Below are 20,966 nucleotides of genomic sequence, written 5' to 3'. Positions count from 1 at the left end.
GCCATTTTGCCGCTCAAGCATGGATATGGGAGAAATAACGGGAGAAAAGGGAGCAAATCGTTCTCAAACAGGTAATAGTTGCTGAATTAGAGGTACAAACTCCTGTTATTTTCAAGGCAAACAATAGAGAAGAGGCCGCTTCTGCGAGCAGCCTCTTCTTTTTTTTAGCCTATGCGGTTGTTGAGGCTGCGGGAGGTGCATGGTTACCAGATGCGGTTTTCATTTTCGTTGGAAGGGGACCGAACAGCAGCCAGTGCCACTTCCATTTCGCGCTAAGCGAAACAATCAGCCAAGGAAGGATGAGGGCAATGAGGAATCCTATGGATGTCCAAAGGTGGTAGTAAAAAGAGCTTCCGCCAGTCGGCACGAGCCTACCTAAGTAAGTAACAATAGGATGGAGCAGGTAGATGCCGAAGGACGTTGCACCGATATGAAGGAGTGCGCGAACGAACACCTTATTCCACCTGTCGTAGATCCAGTGCGAGAGCTGGATGAGCACAAGGCCTGCCGTTACGCATTGCACCTCATTCACGATTTCCAATTGCTTCGACGTAATAAGGAAACGACCATACAGGTTCAAATGATAGCCGTTCATCACCATATAGACGCCGCTGCCTAGAAATAGTGTCCAGAGCGCGATCCAAGCTGTTATTTTGCCCGCCGAGGCGTGCTGCTTCTGAATCTTTATCCAGCTTGCCAGCTTTAAGTAGTGGATGCCGATAAACGCCCCTGCTGCAAAATAAAACATATAGGTTAGCGAATAGCTAGCAGCATATTTCAAATGGTACATAGGTACAATCTTATAAATGAACGCCCACTGAACGAGCAACCCGATCCAGACGATATGATTGCCAAGCCAGGGGAATCGCTTTAGGACGCTTAGCATAAGAGGCGCAAGCAGATAGAACTGAATGATGATGACGATAAAATAAAGATGCGTATACGTTTTGCCGATTAGAAGCTTGTCCCAAAATATAGGATCGGTGAAATAACCGATAAACGTCTTCAGATCGACGAAGCCCGGGCCGACCAGCTTAACGAAAGCCCAATAGATAAAGGAGAAGAGGATGAACGGGATAGCCAGCTTCGTTATGCGTTTTTTGTAAAATTGCCCGGTCGATCTTAACGTCCATGGCTTCCCGTAATAGTTGTAGAACAGTACGAAGCCGCTTAGGAAGATAAAGACGGGTACGGCAAATTTGGAGAACAGGTTGAGAAATACATAGATCGGATAGAAGGAGGAAGAATGGTCGTAGCTGCTCACAGCCGACGAAGTGGAGTGGATCATAACGACCGCCATAATGCCGATTGCTCTGACAATGTCGAGCTCGGGCAGATGCGGTTTTTTTGATGTCTGCGTTACCGGCATAAGAATCCCCTTTAATTAGTGAATGAGTCAAACTCGTAATTCTATCAATGGTAGTATTATACAGTATGAATGTAACGATTCCAATTGAGAGAGCAGACAAATTCGCTAACGCCTGATATGATAGAACACGACAACAGGGGAATTTCGGGAAGGGGTTCAATTCAAGCTCATGTGGCTTACTTATTCGGTGCTTGCGGCATTCAGCTTCGGCTTGCGCGGCATCCTGTATCATTATACAAGTCAAAAACCGCTTAACCGCAACCTGCTGCTATGCGGCACTTTCACGATGGGGGCGGTCATAAGCATCGTATGCGCGCTGCTTTATTCGTCCCATTGGTCGGCGGCGGCGCTTGTCGGCATTCAAATGGGCTTGTTCTCGTTCGGAGCGAATGCGAGCATGTTCAAAGGCTTCGCGGTTGGCAAGGCATCGTTGGTTGCGATATTGACCGCGCTGCCTTCGGTCATCGTCGTTGCCGCCGCCTTCGCGATATGGAATGAACGGCTGCACGCGATGCAACTGATCGCCTTCGCCATTATCGTTGGCGGCATCCTGCTTGTTCGATATTCGAACGATATTTCGCTGCGCAACCTGCAGGGCGCCCAATGGGGCTTGCTTGCGATGCTGCTATTCGCAGGCAATGATCTCTCCGGCAAATGGTCGACTCTACTCGAAGCGGAGCTTTTCCCGACGCTGTTCTATATGTTCGTCACCGGGGCAAGCTGCTTCGGCATCTGGTGGCTGCGCGACCGTCAGCGTGAGCAAGGCAGCGCAGCGCGTGAAGCGGAGGAGGTCGCCATCATAGCCGTAGCTGCGGCTTCCGAGAAGAAGGGCGAGGTCTGGAGCCCGCGGAGGACGTTTCTCGTTGGCATGGCGGTCGGTATCACAAACGTCGTTGGCATGATGTTCATCGTGACCGCCTTCGACTTGGGCAAGGCGGGACTCGTATCCGCAGTGACGGCGCTTAATGTGCTGATCGTGCTGCTTTACACGAGATTGGTCGTGAAGGAAGTTTTCTCTCGAACGGAGCTGATCGGTATCGTGCTGGCGTTTGCCGGCATCGTGCTCATGCGGTTGTTCGGAGCGTGAGGGGATTACAATAGCAACAACAAGAAGGACAGTCCTTGTCAGCCGCCGTTAAGGCGGACTAAGGACTGTCCTTTTTGTATTTATTAGCTGCGAGTCGGCTCGCTTTGTGTTCCAGGACGAATGCGAACGACGCCGATCTCCGAAGCGTTTATGGCGAATGCGTTGCCGCCTTGATTAATCGTAGCGCTTGCGCCTTGCTTCACATGAACGTTCGTCGTGCCGTTCGACCATTTTGTCGTATTCGTTTGACGCGAATTCTTGCGTTTATTCGGTTTCATGCGGTCACCCCCTTTCTTACGGAGCATGCTCTTCATGACTCTACTCTGTCAGGCGGGAGTGACTAGCGGCGCTTTGGCTTTTCCGTCTTGAAGATTTTCACATTAAGCGCGTTGCTCGCAAGGACGTTGCCGTCGAACGCTTTGGCCGATGCCAATTGCTCGATTTTGATGACGAGATATTTATTTTTGCCGACGCGATATTTGTACGTTTTCACATTCGAACGAAGCATGTACAACCTCCTTGCCGTACGGATCGATGTTGAACTACAGCATATGTGGGAAGCGGACGTGCCGTAACGGCAAGTAACCAACACCGTCACTAGAGTCATAATAGCATGGGAGAGCAGCTAGATTTTCTTGTAACGGGCGGGGGTTAAGCCGGTCATTTTCTTGAACATGCGGTGAAAATGGGGCAAGCTCTCGAACCCGCACAGCTGCGAGATCTCGGCGATAGGCGAGTCGGTCTCGGCGAGCAGTTCTTTCGCGCGAATAATGCGCTTCGTCGTTACGTACTCGGTGACGTTAAGGCCGGTCAATTTCTTGAACAGACGCGAGAAGTGTGAAGGAGTAACGGAGGCACGTGCGGCAAGCTGAGCCAGCCCGAGAGGCTCACTCAAGTTCTCGTCGATAAACGCGAGGATACTCGTCATCCAATGCGGCGCGATCGAGGAAGCCGCTTGGAATTGCTCGGTTGCGCTCATCATTCGGTTGACAAGCAGCAGCAGTTGCTGCAGCTGGATGAGCGAGGCGTGCCTGTAGCCGGGGGCCTTATCCTTATGCTCGCTATGAATGCTCTCGATAAAGGATTCGATCTGTTCACGCTCGGCTTCTGTCGTCGGCAGCTTATAGCGCCGCTGCCGCCTCGCAAGCTCGAAGCAGCGCATATAGGAGAACGTATCGCCGAGCGTCGAGCCGTGAACGAGCGTGCCGCTGAAGAAGAGGGCGGTCGACAGCTTCGGATCGGCAGGCTCGGGGAATGAACGGTGGATCGTATTGCCGGGAATGAGCAGCAGATCGCCGGGTTCGGCAGCGACGAACGTCTGATCAATGAAGAAGGTGCCGCTGCCGCTATAGATATAGACGATCTCATGCCAGTCGTGCAGATGGTCGGGCAGCTCGTTCTGCGCGCTCTTGGAGTCGCGGTAGACGTATTCGAACGGAAAGGCGGTGCTGGCGTCGAATTGCTTGCGATAGGGATTCATCGGTTCGGATGGATACCTCCAAGTGGTTGTCGTTAAACAGTCAATGAGATTGTAACAAATATCAAAAAAGAGTACAAATAAGCGCTTTCCGAACATTTCATGCACGGATATTGTTTTTTATAATGGAGGTGAAAGCAGTTACGGTTCCACCATGATTCGTATCCAAATACGAAGGAGTTTGATAGATAATGACAACGATAATGAACCGCAAGGTTTTGCATACAGAGCAGGCGGAGGCAAGCGAGCAGCTTGCGAGCAGCAAGATTAAAGTGCTTCAGATCGGCGAGGGTAACTTCCTTCGCGGATTTGTGGATTGGATGCTGCATGAATGCCGCAGGCAAGGGTTATACGACGGGGCGGTTGCGGTGACACAGCCGCGTCCCGGTGGCAAGCCGAAGATCGACGCGCTGGCAGCGCAGGACGGCTTGTATACGCTGGTCATCCGCGGACTGGAGCGGCGCGAGCGCGTCTCGCGCACCGAAGTGATTCAAGTATTCGGACAGGTGTTCGATCCGTATTCGAATTGGGATGCTTGGCTGGCGCTGGCGGAAAGCGAGGATCTTGAGGTCGTCGTATCGAATACGACGGAGGCAGGACTTGCTTATAGGCCGGAAGCGCTTGTTGACGGGCAACCGATTCAGTCGTATCCCGGCAAGCTGGCCCAGTTTTTGTACCGGCGGTATGTTGCTTTTGAAGGAGAGCCGGCTCGCGGTCTTGTGTGCTTGCCGTGTGAGCTGCTGGAGCGCAACGGCGACGAGCTGCGCGATTGCGTGCTTCGCTACAGCGACGATTGGGGATTTCCAGAGGCGTTCAAGCAATGGGTTCGCGAACATAACCGATTTCTCAACTCGCTTGTAGACCGCATTGTGACGGGTTATCCCGATGCAGAGCAGGCGGAAGCGTGGTTCGACGAATGGGGCTACTCCGATCCGATGCTGACGACGGCTGAGCCGTATCACTTCTGGGCCATCGAAGCCGAGCCGGAGCTTGAACGGTTGCTGCCGCTTCGCGCGGCGGGACTTAACGTCCACTGGGTCGACGATCTGAAGCCGTATCAGCTTCGGAAGGTGCGCATCCTGAACGGAGCACACACGTTGATGACGCCGCTTGGCTTGCTGCATGGCATTCTTCAGGTTAGAGAAGCGATGGAGCATGACGCACTTGGGAAGCTCGTTCGCGCGACCGTAGAGAAAGAGATTATTCCGGCGCTGCCAATAGCCGCGGAAGAGCTTGCAGCATATGCGGATGCGGTATATGAACGGTTTCTGAATCCGTATATTTTCCACCGGCTTGCCGACATCGCCATGAATAGCCTTAGCAAATTCAAAGTTAGGCTTCTGCCTACTCTGCTGTACTATGCGGAGGGCGGGCAGCCTTTGCCGGATGGCCTTATGAAAGGTTTCGCCGGTTTGCTTCGTTATTACAAAGTGGAGCGGGTCAGCGATGGTTTTAGAGGGAATACGTTTGCTGGCGAGCCCTATATGGTTCGTGACGATGCAGGTCAATTGGCTATCATTGCTGCGGTATGGGCGGATGCGCAGTCTGAGGGCTGGCCGCTGGAACAGACGGTAGGAAGCTTGCTTGGACTTCGCGATATATGGGGGCAGGACTTGGCTGCTGCGCATCCTCAGCTCGCCACGGCGCTTGCCGCAATTATTGCAGAAATGGAGGCATGAGCGATGAACAGCTGGATCAGACTGCATGAGGACGATCATGTCGTTATTGCGCTTAAGCCTTTCGCCAAGGGAGAAACGCTGACTCTCGAGGATCGTGAAGGTAAGCCGGTGTTGCTTGAAGTATCGGAAGAAGTGCCGAAGGGTCACAAAATATTGACGAAGCCGGTAAGCGAGGGTGGAGACATCCTGAAGTTCGGCTATTCCATCGGCAAGGCGAAAGCTGATCTTGCTCCGGGCAGTTGGGTGCATACGCACAATATGGGGACGGGACTCAAAGGGGTTCTTGATTACACGTACGAGCCGGCGGCGCGTGAAGCGGCGAAGGTTGAGTCAGCGGCAGCTTCCTATGCCGATCGGACGTTTCAAGGTTATGTGCGAGACAATGGCGAGGTTGGCATCCGCAATGAAATATGGATCATAAATACGGTAGGCTGCATTAATAAGACGTGCGAAATCGTTGCGAGAAGAGCGAACTCGATCTATGACGGAAGCGTTGACGGCGTATTCCACTTCGCGCATCCGTTCGGCTGTTCTCAGCTTGGCGACGATCTCGTTCATACGCAGAAGCTGCTGGCTTCGCTCGTTAATCATCCGAATGCGGCGGGCGTGCTCGTCATCGGACTTGGCTGCGAGAACAATCAGATCGATTCCTTCAAGGCGGCGATCGGCGAGCATAGTCCAGAGCGCATCAAGTTCCTGAAGTCGCAGGAGGCGGAGGACGAGATCGAGGAAGCGCTGGAGCTGATCGATGAATTGGTCGCCTATGCGGAGAAGTTCAAGCGTGAGCCTGTTCCCGTATCGAAGCTGAAGCTGGGCCTGAAGTGCGGCGGCTCGGACGGACTGTCCGGCATTACGGCTAATCCTCTCGTCGGGGCGGTGTCCGATCGGCTTATAGGTGCCGGCGGCACGGCTATTCTCACGGAAGTGCCGGAGATGTTCGGCGCCGAGACGATTCTGATGAACCGCGCGGCGGATGAGCAAGTATTCGGCGATATCGTTCATTTGATTAACGATTTCAAGCATTATTTTATGAAGCATAACCAGGAGATTTATGAGAATCCGTCGCCGGGCAACAAAGCGGGCGGCATCAGTACGCTGGAAGAAAAGTCGCTTGGCTGCACGCAGAAGGGCGGACATGCTACGGTGACGGACGTCGTTGCTTACGGCAAGCGCGTAACGCAGACTGGGCTTAATTTGTTGGAAGCGCCCGGTAACGACTTGGTATCGGTGACGGCATTATCTGCCGGCGGGGCGCACATCGTTCTGTTCACGACGGGCAGAGGCACGCCTTTTGGCGGACCGGTGCCGACGGTGAAGATCGCGACGAACAGCGAGCTTGCGCAGCGGAAGAAGAACTGGATCGACTTCAATGCAGGCAGACTGCTTGAGGATATGAGCATGGAGTCGATGACAGATGAGCTATGGGAGCAGCTAATCCGCTTATCCTCCGGTGAATCGCAGACGCATAATGAGCGCAACGGATTTAAGGAAATCGCGATTTTCAAGGACGGCGTTATTTTGTAGTACGAAGACAGACATTACGTTATAAAGGAGCGGAGTAAGGTGAAAGCGATCATCTGTGAACAAATAGATAAGTTGGAATTAGCGGAGCATAATGAACCCTCTCTTGGACATGGAGAAGCTATCGTTCGAATTCGCCGAATCGGCATTTGCGGTACGGATTTGCATGCTTACAAGGGTAATCAGCCGTTCTTCACGTATCCGCGTGTGCTCGGACATGAGCTGTCCGGCATCGTCGAGCAAGTCGATGATTCGAGCGGCAGTGTGAAGGTCGGCGATCAGGTTAGCATCATTCCATATATGCATTGCGGCCATTGCGTTGCATGCCGGAGAGGGAAAACGAACTGTTGTACCGATATGAAGGTGCTAGGCGTCCATATCGATGGCGGCATGCGCGAGCGTATCGCCGTTCCCGTATCGCATCTGCTCGTCGTGAACGAGCTGTCGCTGGATGAAGCGGCGCTGCTTGAGCCGCTAAGCATCGGCGCGCATGCGGTGCGCCGCTCGGGTCTTGGCGAGGGCGATACGGCGCTTGTCATAGGCTCAGGCCCAATCGGCCTTGGCGTCATGGCATTCGCGAAGCACCAAGGCGCGAAGGTAATCGCGATGGACATTCAGGAGGAGCGTCTCGCCTTCTGCAGACAGTGGGCGAAAGTAGACGAAACGGTTAATGCCCTGGAAAATGCGAAAGCGCGAGTGGCGGAGCTGACGGACGGCGATTATCCGACCGTTGTGTTCGATGCGACCGGCAATGCGCGTTCGATGCAAACCTCGTTCGACTTTGTCTCGCATGGCGGAACGCTAGTGTATGTCGGCCTCGTGAAGGCGGATCTAACGTTCAACGATCCGGACTTCCACAAGCGCGAGATTACGCTCATGGGCAGCCGCAACGCGACGCCGGAAGACTTCGCGGCCGTTAAGGCCGCCGTCCAGAGCGGCAGCATCGATGCGGACAGCTACATTACGCACCGCATCCCGTTCGCTGAACTGCCAGCTCGCTTCGACGACTTGCTGAAGCCGGAGTCGAAGGTCATTAAGGCGATGACCGAGCTGTAATTGCAAGAGTGTCTCCGCCGCGCAGTGCGGACCCTAGTGACCCTAATTGAGGCTTTCTCCTCCGGTTTCCGTCATTACGGACTCAGCGGACTCCATCAGAGACAATTAGCTTGAGATTGATTAGAAATGGAGCTCATAAGGTCTCCTCGGTCCGCAACCACTCAATAAGAGCGCAATGTGGCCTAATAGTGTCGCTAGGGTCCCTAACGGATGAGGATATTGGAGCAGCCCTCCATCCCCACGACTAAATCGAAGCAGCAGCCAGCTTCTCCCCGCTTTGCTTGTCCCAGTAGCTGCGGAAGCGGCCGTTCTGGCTTAGCAGCTGCTCTGCCGTGCCGCTCTCCACGACTTCGCCTTGCTCGATGAAGACGATATAATCAGCGTCGCGAATCGTGGACAATCGGTGCGCGATGATGATCTTCGTGCAGTGGGATGCCCACTCGCCGAGATCGCGCTGGAACGACGCCTCTGTCTCAACGTCTAGCGCCGAGGTAGGCTCGTCCAAGATGAGCAGCGATGCGTCGCGAAGAATCGCACGCGCAATCGACAAGCGCTGCTTCTGGCCGTGCGACAGCTTAATGCCGCGTTCGCCGATCTCTGAATCGAAGCCGCTTGGCAGCGTCTCGATGAACTCGTAGGCTTGCGCCAGCTTGGCGGCTCTAATAATCTCCTCGCGTGAAGCGCCCGGCTTGCCGATCTCGATATTCTCGATAACCGTGCCGTCGAACAAAAAGATATCTTGCGACACTAGCGCCATACGCGAGCGGATAGAAGCGATGGAGTATTCCCCGATCGGCTCGCCGTTCAACGAAATCGTTCCTTCATTCGGCTCATAGAATCGATATAACAGCTTGACGATTGTACTCTTGCCGGCGCCGCTTGGCCCGACCAGTGCAAGAGAGCCGCCGGCAGGAATCGAGAACGATAGATTATGGAGCGTATCTCTCCCGTCAACATACTGAAAGGCGACCTGTTGATACGATACAGTTGGCGCGCCGGCCGCAAGCGTTATACCCGAAGTCGTGTCCTCTTCCGGCATTTCCATCACCTCGAACAGCCGTTTTGCTCCGGCCAATGACTGCTGCAGATTGTTGATCGTATCCACCATAACGGTGAACGGCTCGGCAACCTTCCCAAGCAGCGTGATGAAGGCGACGAGTCCGCCGACGCCGATCTCTCCCGAGGCCATAAGCGCAGCTCCAACCCCGATGCCGGCCAAATAACCGACCTGACTTGGCAAGTCCTTGACGATGGAACGAATCGTGCTAATATTGGTCAACAGAACGTTGTAGGCGACGCCTCTGCGCTGAATGTCGGCCATTCGGCCGTCTACATGTTCCTCCATTTGATTGGACTTCACTTCGCGAATGCCATGCAGCGTTTCGCCAATGGTGAAGAAGACGTCGCGCGTTACGCGGTTTTGCAGTTGCGCAGCCTCTTTGAACTTAGATTTAAGCACAAGGCTGCTCAGCAATTGCAGCGGGCCGATGGCTATTGCAATTATGCCGAGAATGGGATGGACGGTTAACAAATAAATGCCTACGAATAAGAAGGATATCGGCAAAGCAATCAGCTTTTGCACATCGTATACAATGAAGTTTTTGGCTATTTCGAGCTCGTGATGCATAACATTTACGGAGTTTGAGCTATGGTTGTTCTCATGGAAAGCTAGTGGCAGACGCTGCAGATGGTTCAGGATGTTGCGCCGCATTTCGTAGACAACCGATTCATTCAGTGCCGAGCGAAGCCAGTTGTTGATGAAGGTCAGCAATAATTGCAGCAGAGCGATGATGGAGAAGGTGGCGAGCAAGCCGATAAGCGAGTCACGAGCGATGTCCGGAGCCTGGTCGAACAGCTTCCTGCTCGTATCCGCGAACAGCAGAGCCGCAGCCGTCAATAGGAGTTGAGAGCTCACCGCGAACACATAATACCATTTGTACGTCTTAACGATGGAGAGCAAACTGCGGAACGTGCGATCCTTCAGCAGCGACCATACCGATTCTCTCTTCGAGCGATTGTTCCGATTGTTCTCTTCCGACATAGTAACCTCCGATTATTGGACAGCATGCACCTCTAAATCATTCACTTCAAAAGACGAAGCGACTTCCAGCCGACCGCAAGCTCGATGAATGTTTCTTCTCCAATCGGCAGCTCCTTGCGATCGAACACTTCCCCTCCCAGCCGCTTATAGAAGTCGACCGCGCTATTTTGCTCCAGCACCCATAACATGAACGAGTGATAGCCCATCCGGCGAAAATAGTCGACTATTTGCTCCGCTAACCTTGCTCCGATGCCTTGGCCCTGGTAGCTGCTTAGCAGATAGATCGAATACAATTCAGCTTCATAGCCGTATTCGGGACTTCTCGGCGCTCCGCCGCTGACGAACCCGACAATAGAACCAGCGTCATTTACGGCCACGTAAATGACGCTGCTCCGATTAGGCTGCTCGAAAAAACGAATCCAGCCAGCCTCCCTCGCCTTCACATCCAAATTAGCCAAGTATGCATCAGAGATGATGCCTTGATAAGCCGTTCTCCAGCTATCCACATGAACCTGTGCAATAGCAGCGGTGTCTTCAATAGAAGCTTCTCTTATTCGCAAGAATATCGCCTCCTATTTGTCATTATCCACCATTCGCGATCTATACGTTGATTCCTTCTGACAACTGGGAACAATCGGCCGTAATTGTGCAATCGGTAAACAATTTATATAGCTGTTTTGTACATTGACAAAGCTAGGCAGCGGAATTAAGATGTACTTCTGTTACCAAAAATTAGGGTGTAGAAAACACATCATGACAGGACTAGTCAGGGGGGATAACGATGCGAGACAACGGTGCTACAGCATCGGAGAGCATCAAAGAACGGCGGCAAGCAGACAAGGCGCAGCACAAGTCGAATATGGAGCTGTCGAAGCGCTCCTATATATGGGCGCTCAAGTTCGCGTTGCCGTTCAAAAAACAGATTGCATGGCTGGCCGTATGCGGCATTATGGCGGTGAGCGCAGAGACGCTGACGCCGAAGATGATTCAATACGTGATTGACCATGTTGTCATAAACAAGGATAAGGCTTTATTTTTCACTATTATTGCAGCGCTTACAATTGTCAATCTTCTTATGCTGATCGCCAAAAACTATCGCAACCTGCTGCAAAGAACGATCGGCGAGCTCGCCTCGCGCGATATGCAGACGGCGATCTTCAAGCATTTGCGCAAGCTTGGCTTCGCGCATTACGAGCGTCATCCCGCAGGCGAGACGCTGTCGATGTTCAACTCCGAGGTCGCTTCCGTTCAGAAAATATACCGTAACTTCCTGCCCGGCGTCATCGACAACCTGTTGTTCGTCGCCGTTGCGATCGTGATGCTGCTGACCATTAGTCCGTGGCTGTCGGTCATTATGCTTCCGACCTTTGCCCTCTATTACTTATTCGGGCCTTACTTCGAGAGGAAAGCCTCCCAATATGGCCGAATGGGCGGCCAGTCCAGAATCGAGTACAACCAATCCATATACGAGACGATATCGGGTATGCGGGAATTCAGAGCCTTCGGTTCGCAGCCTTGGTACCATGAGCGCACGCTCGGCAAGCATAAGAATTGGTCGCACTATTATTTGCTCGCTTCTACGTACAGCTTCGGGCGCGGCAGCTTCCGGCGGTTCACCTTCTATCTGGGCGCTGTCGCGCTGTTCATCCTCGGCTACTATTCGCTGAAGAACAACTGGATTACGCTCGGAGGCTTTATCGCTTTCACCTTGCTGTATATGACGACGATGTTCCGCCTCACGATGCTCGTGACGATGCTGACGGAACAGAAGCTCGTTATCCATCAGACTGTGCCCTTATTTGAATTCATGCATAAAAAAATCGAGATCGACGACCCCGAGGAGCCTATTGAGCTGGAGCAAGTACGAGGAGGCCTGACGTTCGAGGACGTGTACTTCGGATATCCGGAGCAGCCGCCCGTCATTAACGGCTTTAGTCTCAGCATCAAGCCGGGCGAGAAGGTCGCCTTCGTCGGTGCGAGCGGTAACGGCAAGACGACGATGTTCAAAATGATCGGTCGGTTCTACGACCCAACCTCCGGCATCATTAGGCTGGACGGCGTTCCAATTAACCAAATGACGCTTGGACAGCTGCGAGAGTCGGTCGGCTATGTGTTCCAAGAGACCTATCTGTTCGGCTCATCGGTCAAGGAGAACATCCGCTTCGGCAAGCCGGAAGCGTCAGACGAGGAAGTGATAGCCGCAGCGAAAGCCGCCTACGCGCATGATTTCATCATGCAGCTGCCGGAGGGTTACGACACGCTCGTCGGAGAACGCGGCATGAAGCTGTCCGGCGGGCAGAAGCAGCGCATCTCTATTGCGCGCATGTTCGCGAAGCAGCCGGCTGTTATTTTGCTCGACGAGGCAACTTCTTCGCTCGATAACGTGAGCGAGGCCGAGGTGCAGCGGGCGCTCGATGAGGTGCTGGAAGGCCGGACAACGATTGCGATCGCACATCGGTTGTCGACGGTTAAGCATTTTGACACGATCGTCGTCATTCATGAGGGCCGGGTTGCCGAAGCCGGCAGCTACGATGAGCTGATCGCTCGACGAGGGCTTCTCTACCAGCTAGAAGCAGGACAGTCGGGGCTGACGGAAGAGAGGCTGACGCATGAAGAAGTACGTTAAGTTCATTACATCCCATATCATCATGCTGCGCGGGGCGTATCTGATTGCGCTGCTCTATCTCGCTATTGAATCGGTATCCAACTATACGCTTGTTTATATCCAAAAAATATTAATCGACGACGTCTTTGGCGAGCGCAAGTATGAGCTGCTGCCCATCGTCATCGCTGTGTTCGCTCTGGCGGGCACTGTGTACGCGCTTATGTTCACCGTAACAAGCCGAAGGCTCATCAAGAACGAGTTCAAAGCGAGTCGATTATTGCTCAGCCGCATGCTGAAGCGGCTCGAGCGCGTGCCCGTGAAGAAGTTCCAAAGCGAGCGTACGGGCAAATACGTGTATACCTTCACGCAGGATCTGTTTCTAAGCGCTAGCGTACTCGGCTGGCAAATTCCGCGCGGCATTCAGGAAGCAATCAATCTATGCATTCTGATGACGATTATCGGATTGTCGAGTCCGATGCTGCTGCTTATGATCGTAGGGCTATGCGCCATCTATGTACTGATCGGTTATTATTTCACTCCGAAGCTTAAGGCAGCGGCTCGCCAAGTAGCGGAGAAACGGGCTGCGCTGCTCGTCCAAATCGAGGAAGGCGTTGCATCGACGCGCGAGGTCGTTGCCTATCACCGGTTGAAGTGGGAAGAGCAGCTATATATGAGAATGTTCTCGGAGTACTTCGACAGGGTAATGGAGGAAGGCAAGCTCATCAACCGTCAAGTGCGGTACAGCGATCCGCTGAAATGGGGTATCGGACTTCTTGTACTCGGCTACGGAGGTCTGCAGCTTATCGATAACCAGATGTCGGTCGGCACATTCGTTATCCTGTTCCAGTTCTCCACGCAGCTATCGGATGCGTTCTATAATTTCTTTCAATTTTTCATGAATCTATCTTCGCAGATGGCGAACGTGGATCGCGTGCAACGTATCTTATCGCTGGAACAGCATGATCCTGGCGAGAAGGGGATGGACAACAAGATCGAGACGCTGTCGTTCGAGCAGACGAACTTCCGATATTCGCCTGACCTGCCCGAGGTTATTCAAGGCTTCAGCGCGGAGCTGCCTATCGGACGCAAGATTGCATTCGTAGGCACAAGCGGCGGCGGGAAGTCGACAATCGCACAGCTTCTTATTCGATTCTATGATACGACGGCAGGCAAGCTGCTGCTGAACGGCGAGGATGCGGAGCGCTACAACCGCGAGCAGTGGTCGCGCAACGTCGCGATCGTATTCCAAGACCCGTACATGTTCTCCGATACGATTAGAGAAAACCTGATGCTTGGCCGAGCGGTGGCTACGGAGGCGGAGATTGAGGAAGCCTGCCGCATCGCTCAAATTCATGATTTCATCCTGTCGCTGCCGGAAGGCTACGACACGAATATCGGGGAGCGCGGCATCAAGCTGTCCGGCGGCCAGCGCCAGAGGATCGCTATCGCGAGAGCGATCGTCGGCGATCCGCAAATATTAGTGCTCGACGAAGCAACTTCGGCGCTCGATCTGGAGACGGAACGGCAGCTGCTTACGGCGCTCGAAGAGCGGAGGCAGGGGCTGACGACGATCATGATCGCGCACCGTCTGTCGACGATCGAGAACGCGGATATTATTTTCGTCATGGATGAAGGCTCGTTAGCTGAGACCGGCACGCATGACGAACTGTTGTCGAGAGGCCGCGTATATCAGCAACTGCTTTCGGCGCAGCACTAGCACAGTTTTTTATATCGATATACAAAGGTAGGCGCATGTCAGAGATGGCATGCGTCTATTTCTATGCCGGGTTATCCCGAGATTTGTGAAACAACTTAGGAGCTATAATCGTTCAATATAGATAACGGAAAATATAGGTTACGCGCGAGGAGGACGGGCATGTTTTCGAACAAAAGACATATTGATATCGATGGTGAAGGATGGAGCTGGACAGAGGGGGACGACGACGCGAACGTTAGCGCCATCGTGACGTTTCCTGATGCATCGCGCTGGCTGTGCCATTTTTACACGCTCAAAAATATTCAGACGATCCGCGAAGATACGCTGAGTTTGAGTAATCGCAAGTATATGTGGGCGGCTAATCCGCTTATTATCGTCGATACGATCAGCAGGGAACATATTGAAGAAGTTGTTGATGAGAGCATACAAAGCGGGACATTCCACATGCTGTTCGAATATTTCGGAGAGGCGTCCGAGTTGGAGCGGAAGGAGCTGCCTGTAGGCTTTCTGAATGATGATGCGAGGATAAACCCCGAGATCGTTATGAGGCAGATTGGCAGAGTTCGTCAACTGCTGGAGCAATCAAGCGATGCCGTCAGAGAAACGGTCAAGCACTTGCTTTTCGCGGAGCATGATTCTTTCATGGAATCGCATACCTTGCAGTTCATCGTAACCCTTGAAGATAATGGCATCATCACGATGATGGAGAAGGGCAAGGGGCAGGAACTGAGAGACAAGTGGGCAAGGCTCTTCGCTCGCGGAATGGATATTTCGGCGAGGATGGAGATTCATATGGAGCAATATCTCTGGCATTTATTCAGCTATGAGAAGCTGCCGTGCTTAATGAATGAGGATGCGGAGAAGGCGTTCCACGAGTTGGAGAAGCGGGAATGCTACATCTTCTATCAAGGCCGAGAGCAAGTGTTGTTTGTACCGGATGGGACAAAGCTGACGGCGGACATCTTGCGTCGCGAACAAGATGTATATGTCGTCGATAGCAGCTTCGAGTGGACGTACGTGAACACCCATGAATCTGATCTCGGTCCTTACTTCTATCATCGAAAGCAATAAAGGCATAGCATTTGACCCTGCCGTTCCCGTTGTTGCTATAATGGTAAGACAGAACGGAGGGATGCTGTGGTTCCGATTTTGCAACTGATGGATATTAGGAAGTACCGGAATGGGGAAGAGAAAACCCCTTTGTTCACAGAAGTGAATGCCGAGGTGGCTGAGCCGGACAGCATTGCGCTGCTAGGGGTATCCGGGCAAGGAAAGAGTACGCTGCTTCGCATTATTTCCTTATTGGATGCGCCGGACGGCGGAGAGATCCGCTTCCAACATAAGTCGCAGGCGGAGACAGATCCGCGGCAATGGCGGATGGATGTGTGTTACATAGCTCAGCAGTCGGTGATGCTGCCGGGAACGATTGAGGATAACTTAAGGACGGCTAGCCTTCTTCATGCAAAGTCCTATGACCGTCAGCTTGCTGATCGTCTGCGGGAGCAACTGGGACTTGGCGGGCTCGATCCCGCGAAGAAAGCGTCCGAGCTGTCTGGCGGCGAGAAGCAGCGCGTCTCGCTGCTCCGCTCGCTGCTGCTGCGTCCGCAGGTGCTGCTGCTCGATGAAGTGACGGCCTCGCTCGACAAGGCGAGCAAGCAGCGAGTGGAGGGTCTGCTGCTCGAGTGGCATCGCCAAGAGGGGACGACGCTTATATGGGTGACGCATGACTTGGAGCAGGCGCTTCAAGTCAGCCGCACGGTATGGTTCATGTCAGAGGGGACGCTGCTGGAGCAAGGCGCCTCGGACGCTTTTTTTCGGCAGCCGGCTACAGAAGCAGGACGCCAGTATGTTCGCGCTTCGGAAAGCGGGGAATAGCGGATGTCATTCCTAGCGCTTAGCTTTACGCTGCTGTTCGTTATGATCACCATGCTGGTATCGGTATGGCAGAAGCTTGGCCTGGAAAGGGACATTGCAATCGGCACGATACGGTCAGCTGTACAGCTGCTGCTCGTAGGGTATGTGCTGCAATACGTGTTCCATACGAAAAATATGCTGCTGATAGCACTAATCGTTATATTCATGCTTACAATCGCTTGCTTGAATGCAGCTAAGAGAGGGACAGGCCTGCGACGGATTGTATGGCGAGTTGCTGCGGCGATCGGCACGACGGAGCTGCTCATGATGGGGCTGCTGATCGGCTTCGGCATTATCGACGCAACCGCGCAATACATCATTCCAATCAGCGGGATGACGATCGGCAATGCGATGGTCGTAGCGGGACTCTTCCTCAATCAGATGAAGCAGGAGGTGGAAGCCTCCAAAGGCGAGATCGAGGTGCTGCTGTCGCTAGGCGCAACGGCGAAGCAGGCGATGGCCGGCGTGACGAAGCGGGCGGTTAAATCGAGTATGATTCCGACGATTGACGGGATGAAGACTGTCGGCCTCGTTCAGCTTCCGGGCATGATGACAGGCATGATTATCGCGGGGGCGGACCCGGTCGATGCGGTGCGCTACCAGATTCTAATCGTATTCGCCTTCGCCAGTTCGGCGGCGGTGACAAGCATCATTCTGAGCTTGCTCAGTTATCGGTTATGGTTTACAAAAGATCTGCGGCTTCAAATTCCAGTACAAAAAGGATGATCGTTGAAATGAACGTGTATAAAAGCGGGAATGAACTGCTAAGTCAGATCGAGAGGACGAAGCTCACGGATCAGGCGCTGGCGCTATGGGCATTGGGGCAGGAAGGTTTCCTGGCGAAATGGGGGGAGCACACGATACTATTCGATCCCTACTTAAGCGATTGGGTGTTCGAGAGCAGCGGCCCGCCATGGTCGCGCGCATTCGCACCGCCGCTTGCGCCGTCTCTGTGCGGTTTTGTCGACTATGTCGTATGCTCGCATCATCATGAGGATCATATGGACAAACAGACGCTGCAAGCGATTGGACAGTCGCAAGCGACGAAGTTCATCGTGCCGAAGGCGCATCTTGGGCTCATGAAGGAGTGGGGCTTCCGCGACGAGCAACTTATCGGCATCTCGCATGGACAGACGCTTGAATTAGCGGAAGGCTTGAAGCTGGAGGCGCATGCCGCGAAGCATGAACAATTCGAGACGGACGAAACGGGCGAGCATAAGTTTCTTGGCTTCGTTGCCAGCTTCGGCGATATCCAGCTGTACCACGCGGGAGATACGGTCGGTTTCCCCGAGCTAGTGGAGTGGCTTAGACCTAAGCAGATCGATATCGCGATGCTGCCGATTAACGGGCGCGACTTCGTCCGCAGTTCCGCAGGTATCGTCGGCAACTGCAACTATCGCGAGGCCGTTGAAATTGCTGTACAGATTCAAGCAGACCTACTCATACCGATGCATTACGGCCTTTTCCCGCACAATGATGAGAATCCGGCTTACTTTGTCGATTACGTATATCAGAATTACCGGGCGCAGAAGTTCCACATGTTCGCGCCTGGCGAGCGGTTTATCTATATGAAGTAACGGCAGCTCGCCCCCGTCTACCGGACACTTTCGACGCTTAGAGCGCATTTTTCGGGGATTTGCAATGGAACGGACATTTTCAGCGCTTAGCAGGTGAAATCGGGGTATTAGGACTCCAAATTACCCGCTAACTGTTCTAAATGTCCGTTACGTTTTTCTTACCTCGAAATGGTGCCGCTAACGGTTGGAAATGTCCGTTATTGTGCGGCATCTTCTTCGTTTGCGCAATACCGGCAGTACCGCCAACAAGCGGATGACGCGCATCGGCGAACATCGTTCGATTCATGTTTTGAAGATCGGCAGGGCAAGCTGAAAATGAAGTAAGGAGTGACAACAAGGGGGCATGATGACATGACAAATAGAGGATTAGTGACGTCATTAATTGCGGTGGGTACGGCGCAAGCCTTGAAGGTGCCTTGGCATAAAGCGACGACCGGAGAATGGGATCTTCGCCAAATCATCGGCTCGGGAGGCATGCCAAGCTCGCATTCGAGCGGCGTCAGCGCTCTGGCTGCTTACACGGCAACGAAATACGGCGTGAAGACGCCTGAATTTGCGATCAGCGCCATGCTAGGCATTGTCGTGATGTACGATGCGATGAACATTCGCAGACATGCCGGAGAGATTGCCATTCAAGTGAATGATCTGGATGCGGATGTAGAGCGGCTGGCAGGCGGTCATCCCGGCGTGTATCATACACGCAGAAGCGAGCGTTTGAAGGAAAGTCTGGGGCATCAGCCAAGAGAAGTGTATGCGGGAGCTGTGCTTGGCGCCCTGATTGGTTGTATTGGCGCGTTGACGTCAAGATGAGCTTTACAAAAAAAATAATAAAAATATTGTAGAATTCTGTCGATATATTCCGTAGCAATTGAGCAGTAACGCTTAATTGACATCATTTACGGAAAGATCGGTGGCATCTATGAGGAGCCTAAAGTCCAAACTTATTATTTTTATTTCATCATTGCTCATCATTATGTTAGCAGCACTAGGTTTGTCGAATTTCTTGGCAACGTCCAAGCTGATAAACGAGCAGACGGATAAAGAAATTGCTTTGCGTTCGGGACTTATCGTGGACGATATTGAAAACTTTCTGCAAGTGAAAATGAAATTGCTCGAAACGTTCGCCAAGAGCTCGGCATCCTATTACGGAGACAATCAGAAGGAGCTTGCGTTCATTCAATCGGCATTAGCGAGTACTCCGGAGCTTAAATCGATGGTGTATTCGCCTGACATGATAGGCAAAACCTCCATTTCCCATGCGGGCGCGCAGGTGGACCTGTCAGAGCGCCCATACATAAAGGAGCTGCGCGAAGGGAAGATCGCGATATCGAATCCGCTGATCGACAAGATCGACAGCAAGCTCGCTATCGTCATCGCCGCTCCGATCATGATTCAGGACAAGCCGGCAGGCTTCCTCGCTTCGTCGATTGCAATCGACGATCTGCTTAGCGCCGTCTCTGCGGAGCAATTCGGCGATACGGGTTACGCTTCCATGTTCGATGCCAGCGGCATTGCGGTCGCTCACCCGGATACGGCCAACATTATGAAGACGCACATTCAAGATTACGGCATTCCGGAAGTTACGGAGGCCTATGAGAAGGCGCTCGGCGGCGAGCAAGGCAAGCTGGAGTACCGTTATGAGGGCAAAGACTACATTGGCTATTACACGAAAACCTTCAATAGCTGGGTACTGCTTGTTAGCGCGCCGCTGGATGAATTGGACGACGGAGTGCAGAAGCTGATGAACAACACGATGTGGCTGTCGCTATTGTTTGTAGTGATCGGCATCGCCGCTACTTATTTCCTATCACAGCTGCTCGTTCGTCCGATTCGCAAGCTGAACGTTGCTATAAAAGCGGCTGCTACGGGTGACCTTACCCAGCGCCTAACGACGAAGGGCAAGGACGAGATCGCGCAAGCGAGCATAAGCTTCAATCAAATGCTGATCTCCCAGCATCGGGCGCTGTCAGATGTAACCCAAGCCTCCTTCCAACTGGCTGCAGCATCCGAGCAGACGTCGGCCAGCGCGAGACAGACTTCGGATGCCACCTCCTACATCGCTACTTCAATCGAGCAGATTATGTCCGGCACGGAGCAGCAGGTTGTCTCCGTTGAACAGAATCATCGGCTTGCATCGGGCATATTGGAGCATGTGACCCATATTGCCGATCTGAGCAACAACGTTGCGAACGAAGCAACGACGACCTATGAGGTGTCATCCGAAGGCGAGAAGGCGATTCAAGGAGCAATCGGACAGATGGGGATGATTGCAGAGACGGTGGATCAGCTGTCGACTGAATTCCAGCACGTCGGCGAGAGCTCGAGGGAAATTCAAGGCATCGTGGAGCTCATAACCTCGATAGCGAAGCAAACGAATATGCTGGCGCTTAACGCTGCGATTGAAGCTTCAAGAGCAGGAGAGAGCGGACGTGGCTTCGCGGTGGTTGCGCAAGAGGTTAGAAAACTGGCGGAGCAATCAAACGATGCGGCGGAACGAATTACGACGATTATCCAATCGGTGCAAAGCGGCATGCATGTAACGGAACAGACGATCGGCCATGCAACGAAAGAAGTGAAGTCGGGGATTGAAATCATAGATTCGGCGGGAGCGTTGTTCGAAAATATTAAGTTCGCGGTAGGCAACGTCGTCGAGCAGGTCAGTCAAGTTTCAGTAGCTGCGAAGCAAGTAGCGAATGACACATCGACAATGGTGGAATCTATCTCGTTAATATCGAACGCTGCGGAAGGAAATGCGGCCGGCACGCAGAATGTATCAGCATCGGCAGAAGAGCAATTGGCTTCCATGGAGGAAATTACTGCTTCCTCCGAGGCGTTGTCCAGCATGGCGGAAGAGCTGCAGCTCATGCTTGGCAAGTTCAAGCTCTAAACCTTTCATAACAGCTAGCAGTCGGGAAAGAGGGGG

Annotated in this window: 19 protein-coding genes; 12 read left to right on the top strand and 7 right to left on the bottom strand. The window is 53.0% G+C overall.

The genetic code is table 11. The features are described 5' to 3' along the window. Positions 1-169 precede the first annotated feature (169 nt). Positions 170-1,369 carry an acyltransferase gene (locus V8F51_RS09755; RefSeq protein WP_337100006.1) on the bottom strand — a complete coding sequence of 400 codons (1,200 nt, stop codon included), beginning with the start codon at positions 1,367-1,369 and terminating at the stop codon, positions 170-172. 169 nt (positions 1,370-1,538) lie between these two features. On the opposite strand from V8F51_RS09755, the gene V8F51_RS09750 reads away from it, so the two are divergent. Further along, the gene (locus tag V8F51_RS09750) at positions 1,539-2,456 is read left to right on the top strand and encodes an EamA family transporter (protein ID WP_337100005.1); all 918 of its coding nucleotides are present in this window, start codon (positions 1,539-1,541) and stop codon (positions 2,454-2,456) included. A gap of 83 nt (positions 2,457-2,539) precedes the next feature. On the opposite strand, the gene V8F51_RS09745 is transcribed toward V8F51_RS09750, so the two are convergent. From V8F51_RS09745 to V8F51_RS09735, 3 genes are all read right to left on the bottom strand, one after another. Beyond that, the gene (locus V8F51_RS09745; protein ID WP_337100004.1) at positions 2,540-2,734 is read right to left on the bottom strand and encodes a hypothetical protein; all 195 of its coding nucleotides are present in this window, start codon (positions 2,732-2,734) and stop codon (positions 2,540-2,542) included. Between the two features lie 62 nt (positions 2,735-2,796). After that, a complete protein-coding gene (locus V8F51_RS09740) occupies positions 2,797-2,964 on the bottom strand; it encodes a hypothetical protein (protein WP_337100003.1) in 168 nt (55 codons plus the stop codon). Between the two features lie 117 nt (positions 2,965-3,081). Then, positions 3,082-3,936: an AraC family transcriptional regulator gene (locus V8F51_RS09735; RefSeq protein WP_337100002.1), complete on the bottom strand. Its 855-nt coding sequence runs from the start codon at positions 3,934-3,936 to the stop codon at positions 3,082-3,084. Positions 3,937-4,124: 188 nt separating this feature from the next. Between V8F51_RS09735 and V8F51_RS09730 the strand changes: the two genes are divergently transcribed. From V8F51_RS09730 to V8F51_RS09720, 3 genes are read left to right on the top strand one after another with little or no spacing between them, the layout of a single operon-like run. Further along, on the top strand, positions 4,125-5,612 hold the full coding sequence (locus V8F51_RS09730; protein WP_337100001.1) for a tagaturonate reductase: 1,488 nt from the start codon (positions 4,125-4,127) through the stop codon (positions 5,610-5,612). Between the two features lie 3 nt (positions 5,613-5,615). Next, positions 5,616-7,136, top strand: coding sequence for a UxaA family hydrolase (locus V8F51_RS09725; RefSeq protein ID WP_337100000.1), 1,521 nt, complete (start codon positions 5,616-5,618; stop codon positions 7,134-7,136). 39 nt (positions 7,137-7,175) lie between these two features. Beyond that, positions 7,176-8,189, top strand: coding sequence for a zinc-binding alcohol dehydrogenase family protein (locus V8F51_RS09720; protein WP_337099999.1), 1,014 nt, complete (start codon positions 7,176-7,178; stop codon positions 8,187-8,189). Positions 8,190-8,433: 244 nt separating this feature from the next. Here V8F51_RS09720 and V8F51_RS09715 read toward each other — a convergent pair whose 3' ends face one another. Then, positions 8,434-10,230, bottom strand: coding sequence for an ABC transporter ATP-binding protein (locus V8F51_RS09715; protein WP_337099997.1), 1,797 nt, complete (start codon positions 10,228-10,230; stop codon positions 8,434-8,436). Between the two features lie 41 nt (positions 10,231-10,271). Next, on the bottom strand, positions 10,272-10,790 hold the full coding sequence (locus tag V8F51_RS09710; protein ID WP_337099996.1) for a GNAT family N-acetyltransferase: 519 nt from the start codon (positions 10,788-10,790) through the stop codon (positions 10,272-10,274). Positions 10,791-11,011: 221 nt separating this feature from the next. Between V8F51_RS09710 and V8F51_RS09705 the strand changes: the two genes are divergently transcribed. The 6 genes from V8F51_RS09705 (at position 11,012) to V8F51_RS09680 (ending at position 18,043) form a co-directional block, all read left to right on the top strand. After that, on the top strand, positions 11,012-12,856 hold the full coding sequence (locus V8F51_RS09705) for an ABC transporter ATP-binding protein (RefSeq protein WP_337099995.1): 1,845 nt from the start codon (positions 11,012-11,014) through the stop codon (positions 12,854-12,856). Further along, positions 12,840-14,552: an ABC transporter ATP-binding protein gene (locus tag V8F51_RS09700; RefSeq protein ID WP_337099994.1), complete on the top strand. Its 1,713-nt coding sequence runs from the start codon at positions 12,840-12,842 to the stop codon at positions 14,550-14,552. The genes V8F51_RS09705 and V8F51_RS09700 overlap by 17 nt, the downstream gene beginning before the upstream one ends. 159 nt (positions 14,553-14,711) lie before the next feature. Continuing rightward, entirely contained in the window at positions 14,712-15,623 is a 912-nt protein-coding gene (locus V8F51_RS09695; protein ID WP_337099993.1) for a DUF4275 family protein, read from the top strand. Positions 15,624-15,689: 66 nt separating this feature from the next. After that, complete coding sequence (locus V8F51_RS09690; RefSeq protein WP_337099992.1) at positions 15,690-16,427, top strand: ABC transporter ATP-binding protein; 738 nt, start codon at positions 15,690-15,692, stop codon at positions 16,425-16,427. Between the two features lie 3 nt (positions 16,428-16,430). Then, a complete protein-coding gene (locus tag V8F51_RS09685; RefSeq protein WP_337099991.1) occupies positions 16,431-17,192 on the top strand; it encodes an ABC transporter permease in 762 nt (253 codons plus the stop codon). Between the two features lie 8 nt (positions 17,193-17,200). Then, positions 17,201-18,043, top strand: coding sequence for an MBL fold metallo-hydrolase (locus tag V8F51_RS09680; RefSeq protein WP_337099990.1), 843 nt, complete (start codon positions 17,201-17,203; stop codon positions 18,041-18,043). Positions 18,044-18,179: 136 nt separating this feature from the next. Here V8F51_RS09680 and V8F51_RS09675 read toward each other — a convergent pair whose 3' ends face one another. After that, complete coding sequence (locus tag V8F51_RS09675) at positions 18,180-18,329, bottom strand: hypothetical protein (RefSeq protein ID WP_337099989.1); 150 nt, start codon at positions 18,327-18,329, stop codon at positions 18,180-18,182. Between the two features lie 65 nt (positions 18,330-18,394). Here V8F51_RS09675 and V8F51_RS09670 point away from each other — a divergent pair, with 65 nt between their 5' ends. Beyond that, the gene (locus V8F51_RS09670; RefSeq protein WP_337099988.1) at positions 18,395-18,853 is read left to right on the top strand and encodes a divergent PAP2 family protein; all 459 of its coding nucleotides are present in this window, start codon (positions 18,395-18,397) and stop codon (positions 18,851-18,853) included. Between the two features lie 163 nt (positions 18,854-19,016). Continuing rightward, positions 19,017-20,930, top strand: a complete 1,914-nt coding sequence (locus V8F51_RS09665; protein WP_337099987.1) for a methyl-accepting chemotaxis protein — start codon at positions 19,017-19,019, stop codon at positions 20,928-20,930. Positions 20,931-20,966: the final 36 nt, after the last annotated feature.

Source organism: Paenibacillus sp. YIM B09110, assembly GCF_037167145.1.
Classification (GTDB): domain Bacteria; phylum Bacillota; class Bacilli; order Paenibacillales; family Paenibacillaceae; genus Pristimantibacillus.
Note: the sequence above shows the minus strand (reverse complement) of the source record. Positions and strands in the feature narration are given on the sequence as shown.

Bases quoted from the DNA above. Each gene is read 5' to 3' on its own strand.
- V8F51_RS09670 (WP_337099988.1), top strand. From the start codon at position 18,395: ATGACAAATAGAGGATTAGTGACGTCATTAATTGCGGTGGGTACGGCG.
- V8F51_RS09725 (WP_337100000.1), top strand. From the start codon at position 5,616: ATGAACAGCTGGATCAGACTGCATGAGGACGATCATGTCGTTATTGCG.
- V8F51_RS09680 (WP_337099990.1), top strand. From the start codon at position 17,201: ATGAACGTGTATAAAAGCGGGAATGAACTGCTAAGTCAGATCGAGAGG.
- V8F51_RS09675 (WP_337099989.1), bottom strand. From the start codon at position 18,329: ATGAATCGAACGATGTTCGCCGATGCGCGTCATCCGCTTGTTGGCGGT.
- V8F51_RS09730 (WP_337100001.1), top strand. From the start codon at position 4,125: ATGACAACGATAATGAACCGCAAGGTTTTGCATACAGAGCAGGCGGAG.
- V8F51_RS09755 (WP_337100006.1), bottom strand. From the start codon at position 1,369: ATGCCGGTAACGCAGACATCAAAAAAACCGCATCTGCCCGAGCTCGAC.
- V8F51_RS09665 (WP_337099987.1), top strand. From the start codon at position 19,017: ATGTTAGCAGCACTAGGTTTGTCGAATTTCTTGGCAACGTCCAAGCTG.
- V8F51_RS09695 (WP_337099993.1), top strand. From the start codon at position 14,712: ATGTTTTCGAACAAAAGACATATTGATATCGATGGTGAAGGATGGAGC.
- V8F51_RS09750 (WP_337100005.1), top strand. From the start codon at position 1,539: ATGTGGCTTACTTATTCGGTGCTTGCGGCATTCAGCTTCGGCTTGCGC.
- V8F51_RS09705 (WP_337099995.1), top strand. From the start codon at position 11,012: ATGCGAGACAACGGTGCTACAGCATCGGAGAGCATCAAAGAACGGCGG.
- V8F51_RS09740 (WP_337100003.1), bottom strand. From the start codon at position 2,964: ATGCTTCGTTCGAATGTGAAAACGTACAAATATCGCGTCGGCAAAAAT.
- V8F51_RS09700 (WP_337099994.1), top strand. From the start codon at position 12,840: ATGAAGAAGTACGTTAAGTTCATTACATCCCATATCATCATGCTGCGC.
- V8F51_RS09745 (WP_337100004.1), bottom strand. From the start codon at position 2,734: ATGAAACCGAATAAACGCAAGAATTCGCGTCAAACGAATACGACAAAA.
- V8F51_RS09685 (WP_337099991.1), top strand. From the start codon at position 16,431: ATGTCATTCCTAGCGCTTAGCTTTACGCTGCTGTTCGTTATGATCACC.
- V8F51_RS09735 (WP_337100002.1), bottom strand. From the start codon at position 3,936: ATGAATCCCTATCGCAAGCAATTCGACGCCAGCACCGCCTTTCCGTTC.
- V8F51_RS09715 (WP_337099997.1), bottom strand. From the start codon at position 10,230: ATGTCGGAAGAGAACAATCGGAACAATCGCTCGAAGAGAGAATCGGTA.